This is a genomic window from Halobaculum roseum, assembly GCF_019880245.1.
In the GTDB taxonomy this organism is placed as follows: Archaea; Halobacteriota; Halobacteria; order Halobacteriales; family Haloferacaceae; genus Halobaculum; species Halobaculum roseum.
This window is the reverse complement of sequence record NZ_CP082286.1, coordinates 1,663,941-1,689,560: the sequence shown is the minus strand read 5'-3', so window position 1 is coordinate 1,689,560 and position 25,620 is coordinate 1,663,941. Positions and strand designations below refer to the sequence as shown.

General features: G+C 71.0%; 21 protein-coding genes. 10 read left to right on the top strand and 11 right to left on the bottom strand.

The genetic code is table 11. From position 1 onward, the window contains the following. Window positions 1-63 precede the first annotated feature (63 nt). Entirely contained in the window at window positions 64-756 is a 693-nt protein-coding gene (locus K6T36_RS08520) for a class I SAM-dependent methyltransferase (RefSeq protein WP_222920913.1), read from the top strand. Between the two features lie 60 nt (window positions 757-816). Here K6T36_RS08520 and K6T36_RS08515 read toward each other — a convergent pair whose 3' ends face one another. Genes K6T36_RS08515 through K6T36_RS08505 form a run of 3 tightly spaced genes read right to left on the bottom strand, consistent with a single transcriptional unit; the run spans window position 817 to window position 4,977 of the window. Further along, window positions 817-2,100 carry an ABC transporter ATP-binding protein gene (locus K6T36_RS08515; protein ID WP_390182316.1) on the bottom strand — a complete coding sequence of 428 codons (1,284 nt, stop codon included), beginning with the start codon at window positions 2,098-2,100 and terminating at the stop codon, window positions 817-819. Continuing rightward, window positions 2,093-3,838: an ABC transporter permease gene (locus tag K6T36_RS08510; RefSeq protein WP_222920911.1), complete on the bottom strand. Its 1,746-nt coding sequence runs from the start codon at window positions 3,836-3,838 to the stop codon at window positions 2,093-2,095. Before K6T36_RS08510 ends, K6T36_RS08515 begins: the two co-directional genes overlap by 8 nt. Beyond that, the gene (locus K6T36_RS08505; RefSeq protein WP_222920910.1) at window positions 3,799-4,977 is read right to left on the bottom strand and encodes a thiamine ABC transporter substrate-binding protein; all 1,179 of its coding nucleotides are present in this window, start codon (window positions 4,975-4,977) and stop codon (window positions 3,799-3,801) included. The genes K6T36_RS08510 and K6T36_RS08505 overlap by 40 nt, the downstream gene beginning before the upstream one ends. Before the next feature lie 118 nt (window positions 4,978-5,095). On the opposite strand from K6T36_RS08505, the gene K6T36_RS08500 reads away from it, so the two are divergent. Beyond that, complete coding sequence (locus tag K6T36_RS08500; RefSeq protein ID WP_222920909.1) at window positions 5,096-6,169, top strand: AI-2E family transporter; 1,074 nt, start codon at window positions 5,096-5,098, stop codon at window positions 6,167-6,169. A gap of 31 nt (window positions 6,170-6,200) precedes the next feature. Here K6T36_RS08500 and K6T36_RS08495 read toward each other — a convergent pair whose 3' ends face one another. Beyond that, on the bottom strand, window positions 6,201-6,983 hold the full coding sequence (locus tag K6T36_RS08495) for a sulfurtransferase (protein ID WP_222920908.1): 783 nt from the start codon (window positions 6,981-6,983) through the stop codon (window positions 6,201-6,203). Window positions 6,984-7,234: 251 nt separating this feature from the next. Here K6T36_RS08495 and K6T36_RS08490 point away from each other — a divergent pair, with 251 nt between their 5' ends. Further along, on the top strand, window positions 7,235-8,104 hold the full coding sequence (locus K6T36_RS08490) for a sulfurtransferase (protein WP_222920907.1): 870 nt from the start codon (window positions 7,235-7,237) through the stop codon (window positions 8,102-8,104). 30 nt (window positions 8,105-8,134) lie between these two features. Here the strand turns inward: K6T36_RS08490 and K6T36_RS08485 are convergent, their stop codons facing one another. Both K6T36_RS08485 and K6T36_RS08480 read right to left on the bottom strand, forming a co-directional pair. Continuing rightward, complete coding sequence (locus K6T36_RS08485) at window positions 8,135-9,658, bottom strand: PAS domain-containing sensor histidine kinase (protein ID WP_222920906.1); 1,524 nt, start codon at window positions 9,656-9,658, stop codon at window positions 8,135-8,137. Window positions 9,659-9,798: 140 nt separating this feature from the next. Next, window positions 9,799-11,397, bottom strand: a complete 1,599-nt coding sequence (locus tag K6T36_RS08480) for a stage II sporulation protein M (protein ID WP_222920905.1) — start codon at window positions 11,395-11,397, stop codon at window positions 9,799-9,801. 181 nt (window positions 11,398-11,578) lie between these two features. Here K6T36_RS08480 and K6T36_RS08475 point away from each other — a divergent pair, with 181 nt between their 5' ends. After that, window positions 11,579-12,208, top strand: a complete 630-nt coding sequence (locus K6T36_RS08475; RefSeq protein ID WP_222920904.1) for a transcription antitermination protein — start codon at window positions 11,579-11,581, stop codon at window positions 12,206-12,208. Between the two features lie 52 nt (window positions 12,209-12,260). On the opposite strand, the gene K6T36_RS08470 is transcribed toward K6T36_RS08475, so the two are convergent. Further along, window positions 12,261-12,533 carry a DUF7553 family protein gene (locus K6T36_RS08470; protein ID WP_222920903.1) on the bottom strand — a complete coding sequence of 91 codons (273 nt, stop codon included), beginning with the start codon at window positions 12,531-12,533 and terminating at the stop codon, window positions 12,261-12,263. Between the two features lie 225 nt (window positions 12,534-12,758). Between K6T36_RS08470 and uvrB the strand changes: the two genes are divergently transcribed. Then, window positions 12,759-14,846 carry an excinuclease ABC subunit UvrB gene (gene uvrB / locus K6T36_RS08465; protein WP_222920902.1) on the top strand — a complete coding sequence of 696 codons (2,088 nt, stop codon included), beginning with the start codon at window positions 12,759-12,761 and terminating at the stop codon, window positions 14,844-14,846. A 51-nt stretch (window positions 14,847-14,897) separates the two neighbouring features. On the opposite strand, the gene K6T36_RS08460 is transcribed toward uvrB, so the two are convergent. Continuing rightward, window positions 14,898-16,316 carry an MATE family efflux transporter gene (locus K6T36_RS08460; RefSeq protein ID WP_222920901.1) on the bottom strand — a complete coding sequence of 473 codons (1,419 nt, stop codon included), beginning with the start codon at window positions 16,314-16,316 and terminating at the stop codon, window positions 14,898-14,900. Window positions 16,317-16,508: 192 nt separating this feature from the next. Here K6T36_RS08460 and lipA point away from each other — a divergent pair, with 192 nt between their 5' ends. The 5 genes from lipA (at window position 16,509) to K6T36_RS08435 (ending at window position 22,582) form a co-directional block, all read left to right on the top strand. Further along, window positions 16,509-17,453 (top strand): lipoyl synthase, encoded by a 945-nt coding sequence (gene lipA, locus K6T36_RS08455; RefSeq protein ID WP_222920900.1) that lies wholly within the window; start codon window positions 16,509-16,511, stop codon window positions 17,451-17,453. A 284-nt stretch (window positions 17,454-17,737) separates the two neighbouring features. Then, entirely contained in the window at window positions 17,738-18,853 is a 1,116-nt protein-coding gene (gene pdhA / locus K6T36_RS08450; RefSeq protein ID WP_222920899.1) for a pyruvate dehydrogenase (acetyl-transferring) E1 component subunit alpha, read from the top strand. A 4-nt stretch (window positions 18,854-18,857) separates the two neighbouring features. Beyond that, window positions 18,858-19,859, top strand: a complete 1,002-nt coding sequence (locus K6T36_RS08445; protein WP_222920898.1) for an alpha-ketoacid dehydrogenase subunit beta — start codon at window positions 18,858-18,860, stop codon at window positions 19,857-19,859. 3 nt (window positions 19,860-19,862) lie between these two features. Further along, entirely contained in the window at window positions 19,863-21,509 is a 1,647-nt protein-coding gene (locus tag K6T36_RS08440) for a dihydrolipoamide acetyltransferase family protein (protein WP_222920897.1), read from the top strand. Between the two features lie 89 nt (window positions 21,510-21,598). After that, a complete protein-coding gene (locus K6T36_RS08435; RefSeq protein WP_222920896.1) occupies window positions 21,599-22,582 on the top strand; it encodes an ornithine cyclodeaminase family protein in 984 nt (327 codons plus the stop codon). 45 nt (window positions 22,583-22,627) lie between these two features. Here the strand turns inward: K6T36_RS08435 and K6T36_RS08430 are convergent, their stop codons facing one another. From K6T36_RS08430 to endA, 3 genes are all read right to left on the bottom strand, one after another. Beyond that, window positions 22,628-22,780: a hypothetical protein gene (locus K6T36_RS08430; RefSeq protein ID WP_222606226.1), complete on the bottom strand. Its 153-nt coding sequence runs from the start codon at window positions 22,778-22,780 to the stop codon at window positions 22,628-22,630. Window positions 22,781-22,961: 181 nt separating this feature from the next. Continuing rightward, entirely contained in the window at window positions 22,962-24,569 is a 1,608-nt protein-coding gene (locus K6T36_RS08425; protein WP_222920895.1) for a tryptophan--tRNA ligase, read from the bottom strand. Further along, entirely contained in the window at window positions 24,566-25,603 is a 1,038-nt protein-coding gene (gene endA, locus K6T36_RS08420; protein WP_222920894.1) for a tRNA-intron lyase, read from the bottom strand. Before endA ends, K6T36_RS08425 begins: the two co-directional genes overlap by 4 nt. Window positions 25,604-25,620: the final 17 nt, after the last annotated feature.

Below are 25,620 nucleotides of genomic sequence, written 5' to 3'. Positions count from 1 at the left end.
CTGCCCCATCCCGCCGCGGGCGACACCGGCGGGATATTAGGCGTCGAGCGAGAACTCGCGGACATGAGCGTTCGCGACGAGTTCGACGCCTGGGCCGCCGACGGCCGCGACAAGGGGATGGAGGAGCGCCACTGGCACACCGCCAAGCACGTGCTCTCGCGGATGCCCGTCGAGGACGGCGACCGCGTGCTCGATCTGGGCACCGGCAGCGGCTACGCGCTGCGCGCGCTCGCCGAGTCCACGGGGATGACCCGCGGCTACGGGCTCGACGGCGCCCCCGAGATGGCCCGCAACGCCCGCGAGTACGCCCTCGACGCGGCGACGGCGGCCGACCTGGGGTTCGTCGTCGGCGACTTCGGCCACCTCCCCTTCGCGGACGACTCGCTGGATCACGCGTTCACCATGGAGGCGTTCTACTACAGCGACGACCCCCACGAGACGCTTCGGGAGGTCGCGCGCGTGCTGAAGCCCGGCGGGACGTTCTACTGTGCGGTCAACTACTACGAGGAGAACGTCCACAGCCACGACTGGCAGGAGAACATCTCCGTCGACATGACCCGCTGGGACGCCGCCCGGTACCGCGACGCCTTCCGCGAGGCCGGCCTTCACGTCGCCGAACAGGACAACGTCGCCGACCGCGAGACCGACATCCCGCCGGCCGAGGAGTTCCCCACCGACTCGTGGGACACGCGAGAGGCGATGGTCGAGCGCTACCGCGAGCTCGGGACGCTGCTCACCGTCGGCGTGGCGCCCTGACGGAAAGCGCCCCGAGAAGACGGACCGGGGCCGCCGGCGGGTACGTCCGCGTGCGGCCGGTCACTCCCGCTCGACGACGCGAACGTCCTCGGGGGCGACGCCGAGGGCCACGGCGTCGCCCGCGTCGAAGGACCGGTCGCCGGCTGTTCGGGCGGTCACGTCGACCCCGTCCCAGTCGGAGTGGAGCCGCGTCGCGTCCCCGAGGAACTCGGAACCCTGGACGGTCGCCGACAACCACGTGGCGGCATCGGTCGCCCCGTCCCGCGACATGTCGGCCGCCGGTTCCGGGCCGTCGCGGTCGTCCCTGCTGCCGCGGCCGTCGTGGCCCCGGTCGCCGTCGTCGCGCCCGCGACGGACCCGGACCCGTTCGGGACGCACGCAGACGACGAGTCGGTCGCCGTCGCGGATGTCAGTCGCCGCGTCGCTCGGGAGGGGGAGCGTCCCGCCCCCGTCGACGCGGAGGCGCAGCGGGTCGCCGCCGTCGCTCCGCGCGGTCGCCGCGTCGCGGGCGCGGTCGCCGCCGGCCGCGACGACCGACCCCGCGAACACGTTGTTGTCGCCGAGGAATTCCGCGACGAACCGCGTCGCCGGCGCGTCGTACAGCTCGCGGGGCGGGCCGACCTGCTCGATCCCGCCGTCGTCGATCACGGCGACGCGGTCGGAGACCGACAGCGCCTCCTCCTGGTCGTGGGTGACGTACACCGTCGTGATGTCGAGTTCGCGCTGGATCGCCCGCACCTGCACACGGAGCCGCTCGCGCAGGCGCGCGTCCAGCGCCGACATCGGCTCGTCGAGCAGGAGCAGCCGCGGCTCGGGCGCCAGCGCCCGCGCCAGCGCCACCCGCTGCTGTTGGCCCCCCGAGAGGGTGTCGGGGTCGCGGTCGGTGAACCCCGGCAGATCGACCAGCTCCAGCAGCTCAGTCACGCGTTCGTCCTTCGTGGTTCCCTCCGGCGCCCCCGAGAAGCGGAGGCCGTAGGCGACGTTCTCGCCGACGGTCATGTGGGGGAACAGCGCGTAGCTCTGGAACACGACGCCGACCCCCCTCGCTTCGGGTGGAACCCCCGCCATCGACTCGCCGCCGATGTGAACCGACCCGGCGGTCGGCTCCTCGAACCCCGCGAGACACCGCAGTGTGGTGGTTTTGCCGCACCCCGAGGGGCCGACGAGCGTGAAGAACTCCCCCTCGTCGACCGCCAGGTCGATGCCGTCGAGCGCGGTGGTCGACCCGTATTCGACCCGGAGGTTCTCCAGTCGAACCGCCGGGTCGGAGCGCTCGCGCGACCCTGATCGATCTGGCGGACCCGCCGAGTCCGACCGCCCGGACGACGGGGACTCCTCACCCACGGAACTCACCCCCGACGCGCTCGATGACGACGAACGAGGCGGCCGTCACCGCCAGCAACACGGTGCCCATCGCCGTCGCGGGGCCGAGCCGCCGGCCGATGAAGCGCTCGACGGCGACGGGCATGGTGTAGGTGCCGCCGCCCTCCGCGAGGATGACGGTGGCGTCGAACTCGCCGATGGAGATGGCGAAGGCGAAGGCGGCGCCGGCGACGACGCCCGGCCACACGAGCGGCAGCTCCACGTCGAGGACGGCCCGCGCCCGGGAGGCGCCCAGCGCACGCGCCGAGTCGACGAGCGCCCGGTCCAGCGAGTCCAGCGGCGGCGCGACCGTCCGCACGACGAACGGGTAGGCGGCGACGGCGTGGGCGGCGACGATGGCGACGGCGCCGGTGACGGTGAACCGGTAGCCGAACGCCTCGAACCCGAACACGAGCCCGCGGAGCAGCCCGAGGCCGACGACGATCCCCGACACCACGAGCGGCGCCATCGACAGCGCGTCGACGAGCCAGCGCCCGCGGAACCGCCGGGTCGTGAGCACGCCCATCACGACGCCCAGCGGGACCGCGAGGAGGAGCGTCGCCGCCCCGAAGACGAGCGAGTTGACGATCGCGGGGAGCGGCTTCACCTGGAAGGCCGCGCCGGTGGCCTGCCGTTCGACGAGGAACCGGTAGGCGTCGAGCGTGAACCGTCCGTCGACGCTGACGCTGGCGTAGAGCATGCTCGCGAGCGGCGCGACGAACACCAGCGCGACGACGACGGCGTAGCCGGCGATCGCGAGCCGGCGGAGGGCCCGCCCGCGGGTCCACGAGTCGGGCCACAGCGGCCGGCGAACGAGCGTCCGGATCCCGCGGCGCTCGGCCGCCTGCGCGCGCTCGTACCGGAGGTAGAGCGCCATCAGCGACAGCGAGACGCCGGTTTCGAGCACCGCCAGCGACGCGGCGCGGCCGTACTCCAGCTGCTGGCGGGCCGAGTAGATGAACACCTCGATGGTGGCGTACTGCGAGCCCCCCAGCGCCAGCGGGATGGCGAACGTCGCGAACGTGAACACGAACGTCAGCGTCGCGCCCGTCAGGATCGCCGGGAGCAACTGCGGGAGCACCACGTCGCGGAACGCCCGCCGCCGCGAGGCGCCCAGCGAGCGGGCGGTCTCGACGGCGCCGGCGTCGACCGATTCCCACGCGGCGGCGACCACCCGCGTCACCAGCGGCGCGTTGTAGAACGCGTGCGCGACGAGGATCGCCCCGAGCGACGGGAGCAGGTCGACACGGGGGAGCCCGATCGCCGACAGCGCGGCGTTGAGCGTCCCGTTCGCGCCGAAGGTGGCGTAAAACGCCGCGGCGACGAGCACCGACGGGACGACGAACGGCACCATCGTCACCGACCGGAGCGTGTCGCGCCCGCGGAACTCGAAGCGCGCGAGCACCCACGCCCCCGGCAGCCCGAGCAGGACGCTCAGCAGGGTCGACAGCAGCGCCTGGTAGGCGGTGAACCCCAGTACGCGGCCGAGGTAGAACTCGTCGGTGGCCACCTCGACGAGGGGCCCGAAGGTGAGCCGGCCGTCCTCGACGACGGCGTCGACGAACACCGTCGCGATCGGGTAGTAGAACAGCAGCGCGAGGAGGAGGGCCGTGACGGCCGCCAGCAGTGGCAGCGCGAACCGCTCGGCGACGGCGGTTGGACTGGCCGTCCGAACCCCGTTCACCCGCCGGCGAAGCGCCGCGCCCACTGGTCGGTCCATGTCCCGAGGTTTGCTTCGAGTTCGTCGTACGTGAAGGTGACCGACTCGGGCGGCTCCTTGGCGTACTGGGCGTAGTCCTCGGGCAGCGGCGCGTCCGCGATAGCCGGGAACGCGACGTTGCGCTGGGCGATCCCGGCCTGGATCTCGGGACGGAGCATGAACTCCATGAATCGCTCGGCCAGGCGGGGGGCGTCGCTGTCCGCGAAGCGGGCCATCCCCTCGGGGTTGGCGTACCCCTGGTCGTTCAGGAAGCGGATCTGGTGTTTGTCGAGGTCCTGACCCTCGGCGGAGGCGAACACCTGGTCGGTGGAGTACGACACGACCATCGGCGCCTCCTCGTTCAGGTACGCGGAGTAGGAGTCCGACCAGTTGCCGAGCACCGTGACGCCGTTGTCCTGCAGGCGTTCCCAGTAGTCGAGGTACCCGTCCTCGCCGAAGGCGTCGATCGTGTGGAGCATGAACGCCTCGCCGGTCGTCGAGGTCGTCGGGTTCTGCGCGATGAGGTCCCCCTCGAACTCGGCGGCCGTCAGGTCCTCGAACGTCTCGGGGGCGACGAACTCGCCGCCGTCCATCGTCGCGTTCCACACCAGCGAGATGTACCCGGTGTCGAACGGAACCGCCCTGCCCTCCGGGTCGAACCGGAGGCCGTCCTTGATCGCGTCGCCGCCGGCGAGGTCGCTCGCCTCCGCGAACAGCGACCCCGTGAACTGCCCCTCGCCGCGCTGGCTGTCCACGTCGATCAGCTGGCCGGTGTCGAGTCCGACGTACACGTCCGCCTCGAAGTCGACGCCCTGCACCGCACGCTCGATGTAGTAGTTGAGCTCGGAGTCGGGCGTCTGATACACGAGCGTCGCGTCGTACTCGGACTCGAACTCCCGCTTCAGCCACGCGCCGGGGCTCGTCGACGGCGCGTTCACGAACGGCGGGTACGTCGCCACGACGAGCGTGTCCGCCATCGACTCGGTCGGCTCGCCGGTCGTCGTCCCTTCGGTCGTGACCTGGTCGTCGGTCGTGGCCGGCGGCTCGCTCGTCGCCTCGTCGGCGACCGGCTGGGCCGAACAGCCGGCCAACCCGGCGACGCCGACGGCGCCGACCGCCCCGAGGAACCGCCGCCTGCTGCGTCCGGTCTCGTCTGTCATTACTCGGTGGTCACACTCGGAGATAATTAACCCCCGCGGTTCACGGCGGGAAACCGGGGACGCCGCCGGTGGTCGGTCACGGGCAATCGTTTTGTACCGAGCCGTACGGGGTAGGCGTATGCAGCCCAGTCGGCGAACCGCGCTCGCGGCGCTGCTGGCCGGGCTCCTCGTCCTCGCGGCGCTGGTGCTCGAGAGCGTCCTCTCGACGGTCGTGTTCGCGATCACCGTCGCGTACGTGTTGTACCCCTTCCGGGAGACGGTGAGCGGGTACGGCTACTCCGGACGGGTCGCCGCCGGCGCCGCGACGGCCGCGGGCTTTCTCGGGGTCGTGGCGCTCGCCATGCCGCTCGCGTACGTGTTGTACCGTCGTCGCCTGGATCTGCTCGCGTTCCTCGGGGCCATCCCCGAGCGGATCGTCGTCGACCTCGGGGCGTTCATGTACGTGCTGGAGACCGCGCCGCTGTTGCGGACGGCGGAGGCGACCCTCCGCAGCCTCGCGATCTCGTTGGCTGCGGCCGCTCCCGTCATCGCGTTGAAGCTGGTCGTGTTCGTCATCCTCGTGTACGGGCTCCTCCTGAAGCCGAACGCGCCGCGGGTGGCCGCCTTGCGGCTGTGTCCCGGCGAGTACCACGACGTGCTCTTCGCGCTCCACCGCCGCACGGCGTCGACGCTGCGGGCGATCTACGTCCTGCAGGGGGCGACCGCCGTGGCGACGTTCGTCGTCGCGCTCGTGACGTTCGCGGCGCTGGGGTACGAGTCGCCGTTCGCGCTGGCGGTCGTCGCCGCCGTACTCCAGTTCGTCCCGGTGTTGGGGCCGAGCGTCGTCGTCGTCGCGCTGGCGGTCGTCGATCTCGTCGCCGGCAACGCGTTCCGCGCGGCGATCGTCCTCGTCGTCGGGCTGATCCTCGTCGGGTTCGTTCCCGACGCGGTGATCCGGCCGCGACTCGCCGGCGGCGCCACCGACCTCCCCGTCTCCGTGTACTTCGTCGGCTTCGTCGGCGGCCTGCTCACGCTCGGGGCGGTCGGGTTCGTCGTCGGGCCGCTCGTCGTCGCGCTGCTGTCGGAGACGGTGCGGCTGCTCTCGAACAACGGCGCCCCCACCCAACAGCAGCTCCCGGGGCTCGGCGCCGACCCTGACCCGACGGCCGACGGGACGCCGCCGCCGGACACCGACGACGAGGCGGCTCCCTGACCCGTACGTCTACTGTCCCCTGACCCGCGCGCTACTCGGTGACGACTTCGCCGTCGCGCGCCTCCCACTCGGTGAGGCTCCCCTCGTAGAACAGCACGTCCCCGTAGCCGAGGTGCCGGAGCACGAGGTAGGTGTGGCTGATCCGGCGGGCGGTGTTGCAGTACAGGATGACCTCTCGATCCGGGGTGATCCCGCGCTCGCGCAGCGTCGCCTCCAGCTCCGCACGCGGCTTCAGCCCGCGCGTGTCGGGGTCGACCAGCTCGAGCCAGTCGAGGTTCACCGCGCCCGGGAGGTGGCCGGCGGCGTACTCCTCGGGGTCGCGGGTGTCGACGATCGTCGCGTCGGCGCCGAGGCGCTCGCGGACGCCGTCGAAGTCGACGAGCGGGGACTCGGCCGGTTCGCCCGGCTCGTACTCGGTCGGCTCCACGTCGGCGGCCTCGCGTGCGGTCTCGTGTTCGCGGCTCCACGAGCTGTAGTCGCCGTCGAGCACGTGCAAGCGCTCGGGGTCGTGGCCGTACAGCTCCGCGGTCACGAGGAACCTGGCGGCGAACACGCCGTGTTCGTCGTCGTAGGCGACGATCTCGTCGCCGGGGGCGACGCCGGCGTTCGAGAGCAGGTCCCCCCAGCGGTCGGCGCCCGGGAGCATCCCCGTATCTCCCGCACTCGATCGGAACTCGTCGAACGGGATCGAGACGGCGCCCGGTACGTGGCCGATGCCGTCGTACTCCCACGCGTCGCGCACGTCGACGACGCGGACGCCGGGGTCGTCGAGGCGGTCGGCGAGCCACGACGCGGGGACGAAGGTGTCGCTCATGCCGGCCGTTCGCGCGGCGCCGGTAAAAGCCCGGTCGAGCCGGCGACGCCCGCGGCGCGTCAGAGAATCCGGAAAGTATTGCGGCCTCCGACGGGCCGCGGTTCCGCCGGCGGTCGCGGTCGGTCGCCGGCGACGGCGGTCCCGACAGGAGGACGGGAAACGGCGGCAAAGATTTCCGGTTCAAGCGACGAATGGCCGCCTCTGCCGGGGATGCGGGTATTATACGGCGGGGAGGCGTACCCTCGTTCGCAATGTCAGATTACGCGAAGGACGTACTCGTCGACGCCGACTGGGTGGAGTCCCACCTCGACGAGTTCCAGTCCGACGACCCGGCGTACCGACTGGTGGAGGTGGACGTCGACACCGAGGCGTACGACGCCGAGCACGCCCCCGGCGCCATCGGCTTCAACTGGGAGACCGACCTCCAGGACCAGACCCAGCGCGACGTGCTCACGAAGGAGGACTTCGAGGCGCTGAACGCCGAACACGGCATCAGCGACGACTCCACGGTCGTCCTCTACGGCGACAACTCGAACTGGTTCGCCGCCTACACCTACTGGCAGTACAAGTACTACGGCCACGACGACGTGAAGCTGCTCGACGGCGGCCGCGAGTACTGGCTGGAGCACGACTACCCGACCACCGACGAGGTGCCGTCGTTCCCCGAGACGAGTTACGAGGCCGACGAGGCCGACGAGTCGATCCGCGCGTACCGCGACGACGTGGACGACGCCATCGGCGCGGGCGTTCCCCTCGTCGACGTTCGCTCGCCCGAGGAGTACAGCGGCGAGATCCTCGCCCCGCCGGGACTCCAGGAGACCGCCCAGCGCGGCGGCCACATCCCCGGCGCCCGCAACATCTCGTGGGCCTCCGTCACCAACGACGACGGGACGTTCAAGACCCAGGAGGAGCTGGAGGAGCTGTACGACGACGTGCTCGCCGAGGGCGACGACGAGATCGTCGCCTACTGCCGCATCGGCGAGCGCTCGTCGGTCGCGTGGTTCGCGCTCCACGAGCTCGTCGGCGCCGACCAGACCGTCAACTACGACGGCTCCTGGACGGAGTGGGGCAACCTCGTTCGCGCCCCGATCGTGAAGGGCAGCGAGCCCGGCGGCGAGTAACCCGCCCGATCTCCCCCGGAGACGAACCGCTCACTCGGACGTGCGGTCGGCACGCCCGGTGTTCGCACACCCGTTCGGGCCGCCCCCGTTCGAACTCGCGCTCGACCCGTTCGGATCCGCAGTCGGCCCGCCCGGGTTCACGGTCGACTCGTCCGCGTCCGTCGGGACGGTGATCTCGATCCGGTTCCCGTCGGATCCCGCGTTCTCGACGGCGACGGCTCCGTTCGCGAGTTCGACGCACCAGTAGACGAGCCAGACCCCCAGCCCGCCGCTGTGACGGACGGGGTCGCGTCCGAACTCGTGGGACCCGGTCAGCACGTTCACCTCGACGTCGGGAAGCGGGGCGGCGCCGTCGACGATCTCGATGGCGACGCTCCCGTCGCCGCCGGACCGAACGCGAACGTCGACGGCCGGCCGCCGGTCGTCGCAATGGATGACCCCGTTCTCGATCAGTTCGGTCACCGCGGCCGTGATCGGCGAGGGGATCGCCGCCGAACGGTCGTCCGGCCCAGCGACGTACTCGATATCGCCGTTCGGGTGGCGCGTTCGCGCCCGTTCGACGGCGCGCTCGACGGCGTCGCCGACGGCGATCCGTTCGCCGAAGCGTCGGTTGACGAGGAGCTCGATGATCTGTCGTTCCTTGGCCGCGCTCTGGAGCAGTCGCGTCCCCGTCGCTCGGATCTGTTCGGTCAGCGTGGCAGCCTCCGGGAACGCGGTGGCGATCCGTTCTGCCGTCCCCAGGATCACGTTGAGGTCGTTGCGGAGGGTGTGCCGAAGGAGGTTGTCCATCACCACCAGGTGCTGCTCGCGCCGGCGTCTGTCGGTCACGTCGCGGCTGAACCCCGCGATCCGGGTGACGACGCCGTCCTCGACGATCGGAGTCGCCTGCACCCACACCCACCGGGTGAAGTTCTCGTCGGGGTTGACGCGGTACTCGATGTCGACGGATTCGCCGTCCGTGAGCCGCTCCATTCCGTCGATCACGCCGGCTAGGTCGTCCGGATGGACCGTGTCGAGGAACGCCACCGAGTCCCGATACAGCCGTTCCGGGGCGATCCCGTAGATCTGCTCGACGGCGCCGTTCACGAACAGCGCCTCCGACCAGTCGCCGGCGAACAGCCAGAGCACGTCGCCCGACACCGAGGCGATCGTGTGCAACCGCGCGGCGGCCGCGTCGCGCGTCTCCTCGGCCAGCACCCGTTCGGTGATGTCGCGCGAGCTCACGACGTATCCGTCGTACGCGTCGGCGGTCAGGTTCGACAGCCGGCTCTCGAACCACACCCAGGACCCGTCGCTGGTTCGATGTCTGTACGTGACGGTGGTCTCGTCGTACGCGTCCGACCGGACCGTTCGATCGAACTTCCGTCGGACCCTCGGCGCGTCGTCGGGGTGGACGTACGAGAAGACGGTCTCGCCGACGAGGTCCGCCGGCTCGAATCCCAGGATCGCCTCGACGGCGGCGTTCACGTAGGTGAACGTCCCGTCGGCGGTGACGACGGCGATCTCGTCCTGTGCGTGATCGAGGAGGGCTTCCCCGGGAGACAGATCGCCCATGGGCGCGCTCGGACACCGGCTACCAAAAAGGTGCGTATGTGTCTCTGCGCCAGGATTTCGACCGATCACGGCTCCGGCGGACGCCGAACCGACCCCGCGAGATCGCGGATCCGGGCGCTTCGACCCCACGTGGCCGACCGTTATCCGCCCAGCACGGCGGCCGCGACCCGCGGCGTGAGGAACGCCTCGACGGCGGCCGCGACGACCAGCAGGATCCCGATCCCGACCAGCACGTGCGCGGCCCGTTCCAGCGCGGCCGCGACCGCCTCGGCGTCCGCGCGGCCGCGAACCGCACGCCAGCCGACGCCGCCGAGGTGGAGTCCGAGCCCGCCGGCGACGGCGATCACCGGGAGCTCGAGCACGCCGTGGGGGGCCACGAGCGCGAGGAACGCCGTCCGGTCGAACACGCCCGCGAGCGCGCCGACGAGGACGCCGTTGAACAGCAGTCCCGACACCGCCGGGAGGCCGAAGGCGACGCCGCCGTACGCGAGCCCCACGCTCACGAGCCAGTTGTTCGCCGCGATGGTGACGAACGGGCCGACGGGGACCGCGCCGAACACGCCCGCCACGTCCTCCGGGCCCGACGCCGTCACCCCGTACGGGGCGGTCGTGGCGTACCCAGCGGCGACCCCGCCCGCCAGCGTCGCGAGCGCGGCCAGCACCGCGACCGGATGGCCGGCGACGAACCCCGTCATCTCGCTCCAGCCGTGCCCGAGCGCGCGGCGAACGCGCGTGCGGAACCCCGGACGCTCGACCGGTTCAGGGCGGTCGCATCCGGCGTACAGCGCGGTCGCGCCGGCGTCGAGCAGCGGGACGACGAAGAGCGGCAACACGATCCCGCCGAGACTGCCCGCCCCCGCGGCGTTGGCGACGCCGACGGCGACCGCGGCCGCGACGTAGCCGCCGACGGCGACGAGCGCGAACCCGACGGCGTGGGCCGGGTGGTCGCGAACGAACCCGAGGCTCGCCCGGATCGACCCGACGGCCCCGCGGCCGTCGACGACGGCGGCCGACTCCGCGAACGCCAGCAGGAAGTACGCGAGGAGGAGGACCAGGACGCCGAGGCCGACGAGTCCGACGGTCAGGAGGACCGCGACAACGCCAGCGGCGGCGTCGCCGCCGATCACTGCGGGCCGGAGCGCGAGGTTCACCCCGACGAACAGCGGGCCGCCGACTGCGACGAGGCCGACGACCGCGCGGACGAGCGCGAGCCCGAGGAACGTCCGCCAGCGCCCGGCGGTTCGGACGCCGGACACGAGCGGGTCGCGGCCGTCGAGCCCGGCCCAGACGGTCCCGTACGACACCGCCGATCCCAGCGCCCGCGCGAGCAGGCCGACCACGACCGCGACGACGACGCCGATCCCGAGGGCGGCGACGACCGTCGGCGTCGCGGCGTTCGCGGCGGCGTCGGCCAGCGCCTCGGCGGCGCCGGCCGGGATCTCCCCGGAACCGGATTCCGGACCGTCTCCGGGCCCGATCCCGCCGCCGGGGTCGCCGGCGGCGCGAGCGGCCTCCTGTAGCTCGACGGCCGCACGCACGAGCGGTTCGAGTCGACCGGTCGCCGCTAGCGACGCCACGGCGACGCCGAGGCCGACCGTCACCGGGACGCGGGCGGCGGCGGCGAGGCCGATCGAGAGGAGGTACGCCGGGAGGACCGCGGCGGGGCGGTCGCGGAGGAGCCGCCCGGCCGCCGTGAGCGCGGTCGAGACGGACCGCGGCTCGTCGGAGGGACGTGACACATCCGCGACTCTCCCGGGCGGCTAGTAAGGGTGTCGCCGGGGCCGCTGTCCGCTTCGGGCGTGCGATCGGCGCGTTCCAACTGCCACCGCCCGGTCGACCCGTTGTCCGGCCGACTCTCACGCCCGCGCCAGCGCTGCCGGCGGCGAGGGTTTCAAGCGGCACACCGGCGTACGTCGGGGCATGGACGCAGACGCCTTCTCAGCGGAGTTCCGGGACGACAACGAGACGCCGCTCTCGCGGCTCGGGTCCTCGAAATCGCTGTACGCGCTGACCGGCGGCGAGATGGACGCCGATGCCGTCCGCACCGCCGTCGCCGCCGAGTTCGCCCTCGCGGGGCGGATCTTCGAGTCGTGGAGCGCCGACGAGGCCAACGGCGACGCCGCGGCGCTGTTCGGCGACGCCGCCGAGGACGCGCGCGAACACCGCGACGTGGCCGACCCCGACTTCGACCCCGAGACCGACGACCCCCACGAGTACCCGGAGTACGACGTGCTCGCCGACCTGACGGACACCGTCGAGCGCGTCGGCGGGCTGTACGGCCGGCTCGTGGTCGCCCACACCCGCGCCGAGCAGACGGTCGGCTTCTTCGTCGGCGACGCGGACCCGGCCTCTTCGAACGACTTCCGCGGTATCCGCGACGACCTGGCCGAGCGCCTCGACGACGCGCTCGACGTGCTCGCGGAGGTGTGCGACGACGACGAGGACTGGAGCGCCGCCCGCGACGCCGCCGACCGGATCGTCGAGGTCGCCTACGACGACTACGTGACGACGCTGGAGTCGATGGGCGTCAAGCCGAAGAACGTCTGCTGAGCAGTTCGCTTGGATGTCTGCTGAACGGTGCTCGACGGCACCGGCCGTCGCCTCAGACGCCCGGCACGTCCTCGCGGTACTCGCTGATAGACTCGACTGCGGCCTCGGCGTGGCCCCGCACGTCGTCGTTCGCGTCGCTCGCGGCCTCACGGATCGTGTTGATGCGCTTCGCCATCCAGCCGTGGTCGGGACCGGACCGACTCTCGTCGGCGACCGCCCGGAGGTCGTCGGCGACCCGGTCGAACCGGTCGGCCGCCTCGCCGTCGGCGGCGTCGGCCGCGCGTTCGGCGTGTTCTGCCGCCTCCACGAGGAGCGTGCGTGTCATGTTCGGTCCTTCTCGGCTTCGGGTGGTATGCGTTTCGGCGGTCGCGAACGTCGCCGCTGTCGCCGACGCGGTCGGCGGTCCAGTGAGTCGCGGCGATCGCGCTCTCTGTGGGCGGCGCGCCCGCAAGCGCGCCGCCGTTGTCCGCGGTCTCGTTCGTTCGCTCCCTTCGGTCGCTCACTCACTCGACCGCGCTCGTCAAGTGCGTCCCGCCCCACACCCACTCCAATGAGCGAAACCGAGGGACCCCTCTCGCCGGACCGTCCCGAGGCGGAGAAGCCGCTGCGCGTCGACGCCCCGTTCGACCCCGCGGGCGACCAGCCCGACGCGATCCGCCAACTCGTCGACGGTTTCGAGTCCGGGATGACCGAGCAGACGCTGCTGGGCGTCACCGGTTCCGGGAAGACGAACACCGTCTCGTGGGTCGTCGAGGAGCTCGACACCCCGACGCTCGTCATCGCCCACAACAAGACCCTCGCGGCGCAGCTGTACGAGGAGTTCCGGAACCTCTTCCCCGACAACGCCGTCGAGTACTTCGTCTCCTACTACAACTACTACCAGCCCGAGGCGTACGTCGAGCAGACGGACACCTACATCGACAAGGAGATGTCCATCAACGACGAGATCGACCGCCTCAGGCATTCCGCGACGCGGTCGCTGCTCACGCGGGACGACGTGATCGTCGTCGCCTCCGTCTCGGCCATCTACGGGCTCGGCGACCCCGCGAACTACCGCGGGATGGCGCTGGAACTGGAGGTCGGCCAGGAGATCGGACGCGACGAGCTGCTCAAGCGGCTGGTCGACCTGAACTACGAGCGCAACGACGTGGACTTCCACCAGGGGACGTTCCGCGTGCGCGGGGACACCGTCGAGGTGTTCCCGATGTACGGCCGCCACGCCGTCCGCGTGGAGCTGTGGGGCGACGAGATCGACCGCATGCGCAAGGTCGACGTGGTCAACGGCGAGGTCGTCAGCGAGGAGCCGGCGGCGCTCGTCCACCCGGCGGAGCACTACTCGCTGCCCGAGGAGCAGATCGACCGGGCAGTCTCCGAGATCGAGGAGCTGATGGAACAGCGCGTCTCGCACTTCGAGCGCCAGGGCGACCTCGTCGCCGCCCAGCGCATCGAGGAGCGCACCACCTTCGACATCGAGATGCTCCAGGAGACGGGCTACTGCTCGGGCATCGAGAACTACTCGGTTCACCTCTCGGACCGGGAGTCCGGCGACGCGCCCTACACCCTGCTCGATTACTTCCCCGACGACTTCCTCACGGTGATCGACGAGTCCCACCAGACGCTCCCCCAGATCAAGGGGCAGTACGAGGGCGACAAGTCGCGCAAGGACTCGCTGGTCGGCAACGGCTTCCGCCTGCCGACGGCGTACGACAACCGCCCGCTCACCTTCGAGGAGTTCGAGGAGAAGACCGACCGCCGGCTGTACGTCTCGGCCACCCCGAGCGACTACGAGCGCGAGCGCTCCGAGCAGGTCGTCGAGCAGATCGTCCGCCCCACCCATCTCGTCGACCCCGAGGTGACCGTCGAGCCCGCCGAGGGACAGGTCGACGACCTGATGGACCGCATCGACGAGCGCATCGAGCGCGGCGAGCGCACCCTCGTCACGACCCTCACGAAGCGGATGGCCGAGGACCTCACGGAGTACCTGGAGGAGGCGGGCGTCGAAGTGGCGTACATGCACGACGAGACCGACACCCTCGAACGCCACGAGATCATTCGCTCCCTGCGGCTCGGCGAGATCGACGTGCTCGTCGGCATCAACCTCCTCCGGGAGGGGCTGGACATCCCCGAGGTCTCCCTCGTCGCGATCCTCGACGCCGACCAGGAGGGCTTCCTCCGCTCGGAGACCACCCTCGTGCAGACGATGGGTCGCGCGGCCCGCAACGTCGAGGGCGAGGTGATCCTCTATGCCGACGAGACGACGAGCGCGATGGAGGCGGCCATCGAGGAGACGAACCGCCGCCGCGAGATCCAGCGGGAGTTCAACGAGGAGCACGGCTACGAGCCCCGGACCATCGAGAAGGAGATCGGCGAGACGAACCTTCCCGGGTCGAAGACCGACACCTCGGGCGTCGCCGGCGACGAGGTCGCCGACGAGGAGGAGGCGCAGGCACGGATCCAGGCGCTGGAGGATCGCATGGAGGAGGCCGCGAGCAACCTGGAGTTCGAGCTGGCGGCGGACATCCGCGACCGCATACAGGACCTCCGCCGGGAGTTCGACGTCGACCCCGAGGAGGTCGGGATCGAGCCGCCAGCCGAGGACGCCGAGGGTATCGCCCCCGGCGACGACGACCGGTTCTGACCGGCGGACAGTTCGATCTTGGGTCCGGCCCGATTCGCTCGTCCGGACGGGTCAGTCGTCGGCCGCGACCCCGGCGTCGCCGTCGCTGCCGGCGCCCTCGGCGGCCCGCTCGTGGAGCCCTCCGGCGGTCGAGTAGCGGAAGTACCCCACCAGTCCGACGGCGGCGACGACGTTCGAGACCGTCACCGCCCAGAAGGGCCCGAGCGCCCCCCAGCCGAGGACGAACGCGCCGACGGCGGCGACGGGCACCCGGACGGCCCAGTACTGGAGCATCGTCGAGTACATGCTCACGTCCGTTCGGCCGGCGCCGTTGAAGCCGGCCTCGACCGTCCAGATCGTCCCGAGCGCCCAGTAGCCGAGCGCGAGGATCTGGAGGTACGCGACCGTCAGCGTCAGCGCCTCGCCGGCGATCCCGGGGACGAACAGGGTGGCGACGGCCTCCGGCAGGAGGTACTGGACGACGCCGATCGCGCCGAGCCCCACCGCGCCGGCGCCGACGCCGAGCCACGTCGCCCGGGTCGCCCGGGCGGGCTTGTCGGCGCCGAGGTTCTGCCCGACGAGGGTCGTCCCCGCCGACCCGATCGCCGCCGCGGGGACGAACACGACCGTCGCGATCCGCGCGCCGATGGTGTACGCCGTGAGCGCCGCCGCGCCGCCCGTCAGCGACACGATCGCGACGACCGCGAGCCGGGCGACCTGTCTGGCGATCCCCTGCCCGACCTTCGGCGCGCCCACGGAGACGAGCTCGCGGAACTCCCCGCGATCGAGGCCGACGGCGTCGAGGCGGAAGGTGAACCCTCGGTGGCCCGAGCGTGCGGCGGCGATCATGACGAGGGCGCCGACGCCGAACCCGATCGCCGTCGCGTAGGCGGCGCCCGCGATCCCGTACCCCGGGATCGGCCCGTATCCGAAGATGAGCAGCGGATCGAGGCCGATGCTGATCCCGATCGACAGGAGGTTGACCAGGAGCGGGGTCCGGGAGTCACCGGCGCCGATGAAGCCGTACTCGAACACGTCGCTGACGGTCGAGACGGTGTACGCGACCGCCATCGTCCCGAGGTAGATCGCGCCCATCCGGGCGACCTCGGGTCCGGGGTCGAACAGCGCGGTCAACTCGGCGCCGAACAGGTTCGCGACGACCACCATCGCGAGCATCACCGCGACGCCGGCGACGAGCGCGTGGAACACCGCGCGGCTCGCCCCGCGCTCGTCGTCGTCGCCGACGCGCTGTGAGACGAGGACGTGTTCGCCGGTGAAGACGCCGCTCACGACCGCCGTCATCAGCCCGATCAGCGGCGCCACGAGCCCGACGGCGGCGACCGCCTCGCCGCTGAGGCGACCGAGCCAGAGCACGTCGACGATGCTCTGTGCGGTGACCGCGAGCTGCTGGGCGACGATCGGGATCGAGAGGAACGCGAGCGCTCTCCCCAGCCGCCCGTCGGTGATCTCCTCGGGCGAGACGTCGAACATTCGCGGGTCTGTTCCACACTCTTAGCGATATAATAAATCCCTGTCGGTTCAATCTGTTATCACATTCGATGCGTGGAATCGACGGTCGGATCCACGCGCCGGCGGCTCGAACCGCATCGGATCCGAGTCGCGGGCGGACCAACTCGAGGGGGTATACCGCACGCTTTTGCCCCCCGCGACGAAGGACGAGGTATGAGTAGTCGGCGGCGGAAGCCGGACTGGCTGAAGATGCGCCCGCCGTCCGGGCGGCGCTTCACCGAGATCAAGTCCATCCTCCGCGACCGCGACCTCCACACCGTCTGTGAGGAGGCGAACTGCCCGAACCTCGGGGAGTGCTGGTCGGGCGGAAGCGGCCCCGGCGACGGGCCGGGGACGGCCACGTTCATGCTGATGGGCGACCGCTGCTCGCGCGGGTGCAACTTCTGCGACGTGGAGACCGGCGGGATGGAGCCGCTGGACCCGGACGAGCCCGCCAACGTCGCGGACGCGGTCGCGGAGATCGGGCTGGACTACGTGGTGCTCACCTCCGTCGACCGCGACGACCTCGCCGACGGCGGCTCGCGCCACTTCGCGGAGACGATCCGCGCGATCAAACGCCGGGACCCCTCGATCCTCGTGGAGGTGCTCATCCCCGACTTCGGCGGCGACCCCGACGCGGTCGATCGGATCATCGACGCCGGCCCGGACGTGATCGCCCACAACATCGAGACCGTCGAGCGCCTCCAGTGGCCCGTCCGCGACCGCCGCGCGAACTACGAGCAGACCCTCGACGTGCTCGAACGCGTGCACCGCGAGTCCGGGATCCACACGAAAACCAGCGTCATGCTCGGGCTCGGCGAGTACGACCACGAGGTGTACCGCACGCTGCGGGACCTCCGGAACGCCGGCGTCGACATCGTCACGCTCGGGCAGTACCTCCAGCCGTCGCGCTCGCACCTCGACGTGTTCGAGTACGTCCACCCGGACGCGTTCGACACCTGGGCGCGCGTCGCCGAGGAGGAACTCGGGTTCCTGTACTGCGCCTCCGGACCGATGGTCCGCTCGTCGTACAAGGCGGGCGAGTTCTTCGTCGAGGCGCTCGTCCGCGACGGGGCGACGATCGAGGAGGCGCGCGAGGCCGCACAGGCGGCCGACTGATCCCCGGCTGTTCACGACCCCCGCTCTCACGTCCGACGCGTGCGATGTCGTGCCTCGTGCTAGCGAACAGCATGCATTAACGATTGTAAAGAACTCCGTCTCCTTTTCGGCCGTTCACAAAGCAACCTCGGGGATACACGAAGAAATACGTACGAACATCCGGTTCATTCGAGGGAGATTCGACGCCCTGCCAATTCTTGGCAGTATTTCTGTCCACAGTAAACTATTTACGAAAACACTATCAGGCGGGACGGACAGCCTTCTGGTATGCGAAGGTGGGTACCGTGAGCACGCTCGAGCGCGACCCCGGCGACGGGATGGTTCAGGTCCTCGACGAGGAGGGCGGCGTCGTCGGCGATGTCCCGGACCTCTCCGAGGAGGAGTTTGTCGCGATGTACCGCCACATGAAACTCGCCCGCCACTTCGACGAACGGGCGGTGTCGCTCCAGCGGCAGGGGCGCATGGGGACGTACCCGCCGCTGTCGGGACAGGAGGGTGCGCAGGTCGGCTCCGCGTTGGCGCTGGCCGAGGACGACTGGATGATCCCCTCCTACCGCGAACACGGGGCGGCGCTGGTCCGCGGCCTGCCGCTGAAACAGACGCTGCTGTACTGGATGGGCGACGAGCGCGGGAGCCTCATCCCCGAGGACGCCAACGTCTTCACGCCCGCGGTCCCCATCGCGAGCCAGGTCCCCCACGCGACGGGGATGGCCTGGGCGGACAAGCTGAAGAACGACGGCGACACCGACCGCGCGTTCATCTGCTACTTCGGCGACGGCGCGACCAGCGAGGGCGACTTCCACGAGGGGTTGAACTTCGCGGGCGTGTTCGACACGCCGAACGTGTTCTTCTGCAACAACAACCAGTGGGCCATCTCGGTCCCGCGCGAGCGCCAGACCGCCAGCGAGACCCTGGCGCAGAAGGCGGTCGCCTACGGCTTCGAGGGCGTCCAGATCGACGGTATGGACCCGCTGGCCGTGTACAAGGCGACGACCGAGGCGCTGGAGAAGGCGAAGAACCCGGGCGAGGGCGAGCGCCGTCCGACGCTGATCGAGGCCGTCCAGTACCGCTTCGGCGCGCACACGACCGCCGACGACCCGAGCGTCTACCGCGAGGACGAGGAGGTCGAGAAGTGGAAGGCGAAGGACCCGATCCCGCGGCTGGAGCGGTTCCTCCGGAACCAGGGGATCCTCGACGACGACCGCGTCGCCGCGGTCGAGGAGTCCGTCCGCGAGGAGGTGGCCGACGCCATCGACGCGGCGGAGTCGACGGTGCGGCCGGACCCGTCCTCGATGTTCGAGCACGTGTTCGCCGAGCAGACCCCGGAGATCCGACGGCAGGCCGAGGAGTTCGCGCGACTGCGCGAGGAGTACGGCGACGACGCGTTCGTGGAGGAGTGAGATCATGAGCACGCAAGAGCAAGAAGCCACGCAGAACCTGACGCTGGTACAGTCGGTCCGCGACGCGCTCGCGACCGAGATGGAACTGGACGACGACGTGCTCGTCATGGGCGAGGACGTCGGCAAGAACGGCGGCGTCTTCCGCGCCACCGAGGGCCTGTACGACGAGTTCGGCGAGGACCGCGTCATCGACACCCCGCTGGCGGAGTCGGGCATCATCGGCACGGCCGTCGGCATGGCCGCGATGGGCCTGAAGCCGATCCCCGAGATCCAGTTCTCCGGGTTCGCCTACCCCGGCTTCGACCAGATCGTGAGCCACATGGCCCGGCTGCGCACCCGCTCGCGGAGCCGCTACACGCTCCCGATGGTGCTGCGCATGCCCTACGGCGGCGGCATCCGCGCGCCCGAGCACCACTCGGAGTCCAAGGAGGCGTTCTACACCCACGAGGCCGGGCTGAAGGTGGTCATGCCCTCGACGCCGTACGACACGAAGGGGCTGCTCATCTCGGCGATCCGCGACCCCGACCCGGTCGTGTTCATGGAGCCGAAGCTCATCTACCGCGCCTTCCGCGGCGACGTGCCCGAGGGCGACTACGAGGTGCCGATCGGTGAGGCGAAGACCCGCCGGGAGGGCTCGGACGTGTCCGTGTTCACCTACGGCGCGATGAGCCGCCCGACCCTCGAGGCCGCCGAGGAGCTGGCCGAGGAGGGTATCGACGCCGAGGTCGTCGACCTTCGCACCGTCTCGCCGATGGACCGGGAGGCGATCGTCGAGTCCTTCAAGAAGACCGGCCGCGCATGCGTCGTCCACGAGGCGCCCAAGACGGGCGGGCTCGCCGGCGAGATCACCGCGACGCTGCAGGAGGAGGCGCTGCTGTATCAGGAGGCGCCGATCAAGCGCGTCACCGGCTACGACGTGCCGTACCCGCTGTACGCGCTGGAGGACTACTACCTCCCGAACGCGGCGCGAGTCGCCGACGGTATCAAGGAGGCCGTGGAGTTCTAACCCATGGCCGAGAAGGAGTTCAAGCTCCCCGACGTCGGCGAGGGCGTCGCCGAAGGGGAACTCGTCAACTGGCTGGTCGCCCCCGGCGACACGGTCACCGAGGACCAGCCGGTCGCGGAAGTCGAGACCGACAAGGCGCTCGTGGAGGTCCCGTCCCCGTACAACGGGACGGTGAAGGAACTGCACGCCGAGGAGGGCCAGATGGTCCCCGTGGGCGACGTGATCATCACCTACGACGTCGACGAGGACGGCGAGGCGGACACCGCCGCCGCTGCCGACGATGCGGCCGAGTCCGAATCCGGATCCGAACCGGTCGCCGACGCGGACGCTGACGCCGGCACCGACGCGGACGCGGACCTTGACGCCGGCGTCGACGCCGACGCCGACACAGCCGACGAGGCGCCCGCGCCCTCTTCGGGTCGGGTGTTCGCGCCCCCGTCCGCCCGACGGCTCGCCCGTGAGCTCGGCGTCGACATCGCCGCCGTCGAGGGGAGCGGCCCCGGCGGTCGCGTCACCGAGGGCGACGTGCGAGCGCACGCCGAGTCGGACGGGACCGAGGACGTCGCCGAGGGCGACTCCTCGGGACCGAAATCGGTCGACATCGAGAACACGCGGTCGGCCGTCTCCGAGGCGGGAGACACCGACGACGCCGATGCCGCCGCGGACGACGCCGCGCCGTCGCCGGCTCCGTCGTCCGTCGAGGCCGCCGGCCGCGACCGCACGCTCGCGGTACCGGCGACCCGCAAGGCCGCCGAGGACGTCGGCGTCGACCTGAACGACGTGCCGACCGACGAGACGCGCGACGGCGAGGCGTTCGTGACGGCCGATCAGGTCCAGCAGTACGCGCAGGCCGTGAAGGAGGCGAAGGCCGCGGAGTCGGCCGCCGGCGCCGACGACACCGGCGCACCCGCCTCCGCCGCAGCGTCGGGCAACGGCGCCGCCGCCGGCTCCCGCGAGCCGGAGTCGGTGCCGTACCGCGGCGTCCGCCGCACCATCGGCCAGCAGATGGAGACCTCGAAGTACACGGCGCCGCACGTCACCCACCACGACACCGCCGTCGTCGACGAGCTGGTCGACGTGCGCGCGAACCTGAAGGAGCGGGCGGCCGAGCGCGACGTGAAACTCAGCTACATGCCGTTCGTGATGAAGGCGCTCGTGGCCGGGCTGAAGGAGTTCCCGTACCTCAACTCCGAGCTCCGCGAGGACGACGAGGAGATCCTCCTGAAGAAGGAGTACAACCTCGGGATCGCCGTCGCGACCGACGCGGGCCTGATGGTCCCCGTCGTGAAGCACGTCGACGAGAAGTCGATCCTCGAACTCGCCGACGAAGTGAACGACCTCGCCTCGCGCGCCCGCGAGCGGAAGGTCACCCGCGAGGAGATGCAGGGCGGAACCTTCACGATCACCAACTTCGGCGCCATCGGCGGCGAGTACGCGACGCCGATCATCAACTACCCCGAGACGGCGATCATGGGGCTCGGCGCCATCGACGAGCGTCCCGTCGCCGAGGACGGCGAGGTACGCGCGGCCCACACCCTCCCGCTGTCGCTGTCGATCGACCACCGCGTCATCGACGGCGCCGAGGCCGGCCAGTTCACGAACTTCGTGATGGAGCGGCTGGAGCGTCCCGAGCTGTTGCTGTTGGACTAGGCTCGGGGCCGCTGCCCTGCCGTTTCGCCGCCGCGCCGTCGTCGCCCGCCCGAGGAAACACCGAAGTCCCGCCGCGTCGACCCCCGCGTATGCACGTTCTCGACGACGACGCGGTCGCCTCGCTGCTCTCGCTTGAGGCCCTCCTCCCGGTGATCGAGGAGGCGTTCCTGAAGCAGGGCCGCGGCGAGGTGGAGCGTCCCGAGCGGCCGCACTTCCCGGTCGGCGAGGGGCTCGACGGCCGCACGGACCCCGCGGGAACCGGACTCGCGATGCCGGCGTACGTCCACGGCGACCCGGCGTACGCGACGAAGCTCGCGTCCGTGTTCCCCGGGAACGCCGATCCCGCGGTCGACAGACCGACGGTGCAGGCACAGGTGTTGCTTACCGACGCGTCGAACGGCGCCCCGCTCGCGCTGTTGGCCGGCGAGCGCATCACGAACGCCCGAACGGGCTGCATCGGCGGGCTCGCGGCGCGGGAGTTGGCAGCCGGAACGGGTCCGGTGGACCTCGCGGTGATCGGCGCCGGGCAGCAGGCACGCTGGCAGACCCGCGCGATCGACGCGGCCCGCGGCGTCGACCGGGCGCGGATCTACTCGCCGACGCCCGACTCGCGGGAGGGCTGCGCGGCGGACCTCCGGAGCGAGGGGATCGCCGCCGAGACCGTCGACACGGCGGAGGCGGCCGTCCGCGACGCCGACGTGGTCGTCACTGCGACGACCAGCGAGACGCCGGTGTTTCCGGGCGAGGCGCTCGCCGACGGCGCGCTGGTGATCGCCGTGGGCGCCTACGAGGCGTCGATGCGGGAACTCGACCGCGCGACGTTCGAGCGGGCCGACCGAGCCTTCGCTGACGTTCCCGAGGAGGTCGCGGCCATCGGCGACATCGTCGACAACGAGGTCGACCCCGAGCGGCTGACGCCGCTGTCGGCGGTGTTCGAGGGCGAGGCCGGCCGGGAATCGACCGACGAGGTGATCGTCGTCGAGAGCGTCGGCTCGGCGGTGTTGGACACGGCGACCGCGAACTATCTGTGGGGAGAAGCGAGCGAGGAGGACGGGGTCGAGGTCGCGTTCTGAGCGCGGGTCTACCGGAGCGCGTTGCCGTCGGGCGGGGCCTGCAGGCTATTCGTCGTCGCCGCTCTGGATCGTCGAGATCGTGAGCCCGTAGGAGGTGCCGCACGCCTCACAGACCGCGACGGTGCTGACCTCCACGTCGCCCCCGCGCGTGAAGTCGGACACCTCCTCCCCGCACTCACACTCGAACCGATATTCCATCTATCCCGTCCATCTCAGAACGAAAACATACCTCTTTCGGTCTAAATTCCGGATCTGACTCCGTCGCCGCTCGGATCCGTCGTCTCGGTCGCGTTGCTCGCTCGACGACGCTATCGTTCTGGGCGGCTCGCCCACAAGCTCGCCGCCGTTCTGCCGAGACGCTCGCTCCGCTCGCGTCTCGCTACTCCTCCTCGCCGGGGATCCCCCGCCGCGAGGCGTCGACGTCAAGGTCGATGTCCAGCTCCGCGAGCAGCTCCTTCGCCTCCTCGCGCTTCTCCTGGTGGTCCGCGAGGAACTCCTTCATCAGCGTCGCCGCCTGCTCCTTGCAGTCGCCACAGAGGCGCTCGCCGCCGACGCACTCCTCGTACACTTCCTCGGCGAAGCCGTCGTCGTCGTTCGCCAGCAGGTACGCGTACAGCTCGTACACCGGGCACTCGTCGGCCTCGCCGCCGAGTTCGCGCTGCTTCTCGGCCGTCTCGCGGCCGCCGGTCGTCGCCGACTTCACCTTGTCGTACCCCTCCTCGGGGTCGTCGAGCAGCGAGATGTGGCTCGCCTCGATGGACGAGGACATCTTCCCGCCGGTGAGGCCGGTCATGAACCGGTGGTAGATCGAGGAGGGCGTGTAGAAGCCGAAGCCGCCGTTGTCGACCTCGACCTCGCGGGCCAGCTCCTCGGCGTCCTCGCGGTCCAACTCGAAGGAGTCGATGTGGGCGTCGAAGACGCGCTTCTCGCCGGGAACCGCCTCGATGAGCGCCTCGAAGGCGGCCTCGTCGGCGTTGCGGTCGAGGAACCTGGTTCTGGGACGAAGCGGCTCCATCCCGGCGTTCTCCAGCTTCTCGACGGCGCCCGCGCGGGCGGACTCGAACTCGGCGTCCACCTCGGCGTCGGCGAGCCACGCGGCGGCGTCCTCACACCGCGGCGTCTCGGGGTCGTCGGCCCACGCCTCGCGCTCGTCGTGGGCCCGGCGGACGAGCACGCGCTCGGCGGCGTCGAACTCCGGGCTGGCGAACGCCTCGGTCACCTTGAAGTAGCGCGTCTTGCGGGCGATGTCCCGCGAGAAGCGGACGTGCGGGTCCTGATCCGGACCGACCGGGATCACGGTCGGCTTCGGCTCGTCCAGCTGCGGGTAGAGGATGTCCGCCATCTGGGTGACGACCGACTGCATGTGCGAGACGGAGGTGCCGCCGTCGAAGCCGTAGATCGACTCGAACTCCGCGAACCGGGCGTTCGATCCCAACTCGAACGCGAGGTCCTGCAGCCGGCGGTTCGTGGACTGGCGGTACAGCTCGCCCTCCTCGGGGTCGAACCCGAGCGCGAGCAGCGAGAGCAGGTAGTCGCGGGCGTGCTCGTCGATCTCCTCCCACGTCATCCCGCGGGCGGAGTGGGCCTCCAGGTCCGCGATGAGGCCGTAGGTGTCGGCACCCTGCTCCTGGTGGTAGATCAGCTCGTCGAACACGAGCTTGTGGCCGATGTGGGGGTCGCCGGTGGGCATGAACCCCGAGAGGGCTGCCGCGGGCTCGTCGTTCGCGAGCGCGCGGGCGACGGCGCCGTAGTCGCGGTGGCCGAAGATGACGCCGCGGCGCATCAGGTAGTGCGGCTCGGGCACCTCGTCGATGATCTCCTCGAACGCCTCGATGCCGAACTCCTCGAACAGTTCGCGGTAGTCGGCGACGGTCGCCGAGCCCCACGGATCGAGCGCGACGCCACCGTCGGTTCGCGCTCGTTGCTCCTCGCTGTCGGCTTCGGCTTCGTCGGTGCCCCGTACGGGGCCGGTGTTGTCGTCGCTCATGGGGTGAGTCGCTCGACCGTCAGGTAGTCGTTCGAGTCGTCGCCGGCGAGCGCAAAAACCATTCCCTTCCGCACGCCGCCGGCCAGTCGCACGTCGAGCGCCAACTCGCGGGGGTGGAAGCGGTGGTCCGGCTGCACCACCCGGACGAGTCGCTCGGAGTGCGGGAGGTCCGTCACCGTCTCCACGGCGTCGTAGGTCCGGAAGTCGGCGCCGAACTTGTAGCCCGTCTTGGGGACGACGCCGCGGTCGCGAAGCTCGCGATACACCGACAGACGGCGGTCGAACCGCTCGCCCTCGACCGCCCGCCCGCGCTCGATCACCGCGTCGGCGTCGAGGTCGACGGCGCCGCGGGCGGCCAGGTCGGCGGCCTCGACCAGCGACAGCTGGAGGGCGTCGACGTCGGCGTCGTCGCGCCCGGAGATCGGCTGGCCGTAGAACGCCGACTCGTACAGGTCGGCCGGCGGCGACCAGCAGACGACGCGGTCGTCGAGCAGGTCGGCGTCGAGGCCGGCGGGCAGGTCGTACTCGGTTCGCCCGTCGAACCCGCCGTCGGCCGTGCACGCGAAGTACGACACCTCGCTCTCCTCGTCGACGACGGCGAGCGTTCGTCCCCCCAGCGACGCGGCCGCCAGCTCCTCGCGTTCGCCGACGACGCGGACGCGATGGGCGACCGGGCCGCCGGGCTTCTCGCCGCGCTCGAACACGAGGATGTCGGCGTCGCCGGCGCGTCCGTCCGCGCTCCCCGGCCAGCCGTCGCGGGCGGGGGCGAGATAGAAGCCCCGCTCGCGCAGGTCTGCGTACACCAGAAACCGGGCGGCGAAGCCGGACTCGCCGGCGACGCTGTCGCGGAAGAACGCCCGGAAGTCCATCCCCGAGACCGAGTCGATGTCGCCGCGATACAGCAGATGGGCAGCCTCCACCCGTGCGAGGGTTACGTCGGGCCCCGACGCGCGGCCGTACCCCCGGGCGTCGTGGAACCGCTGGCGCGCGTCGCCCGCCGCGCGGACCACGTCGCCGTCGAGTGTCGCGTTCATTGTGTGTACCGGCGGGT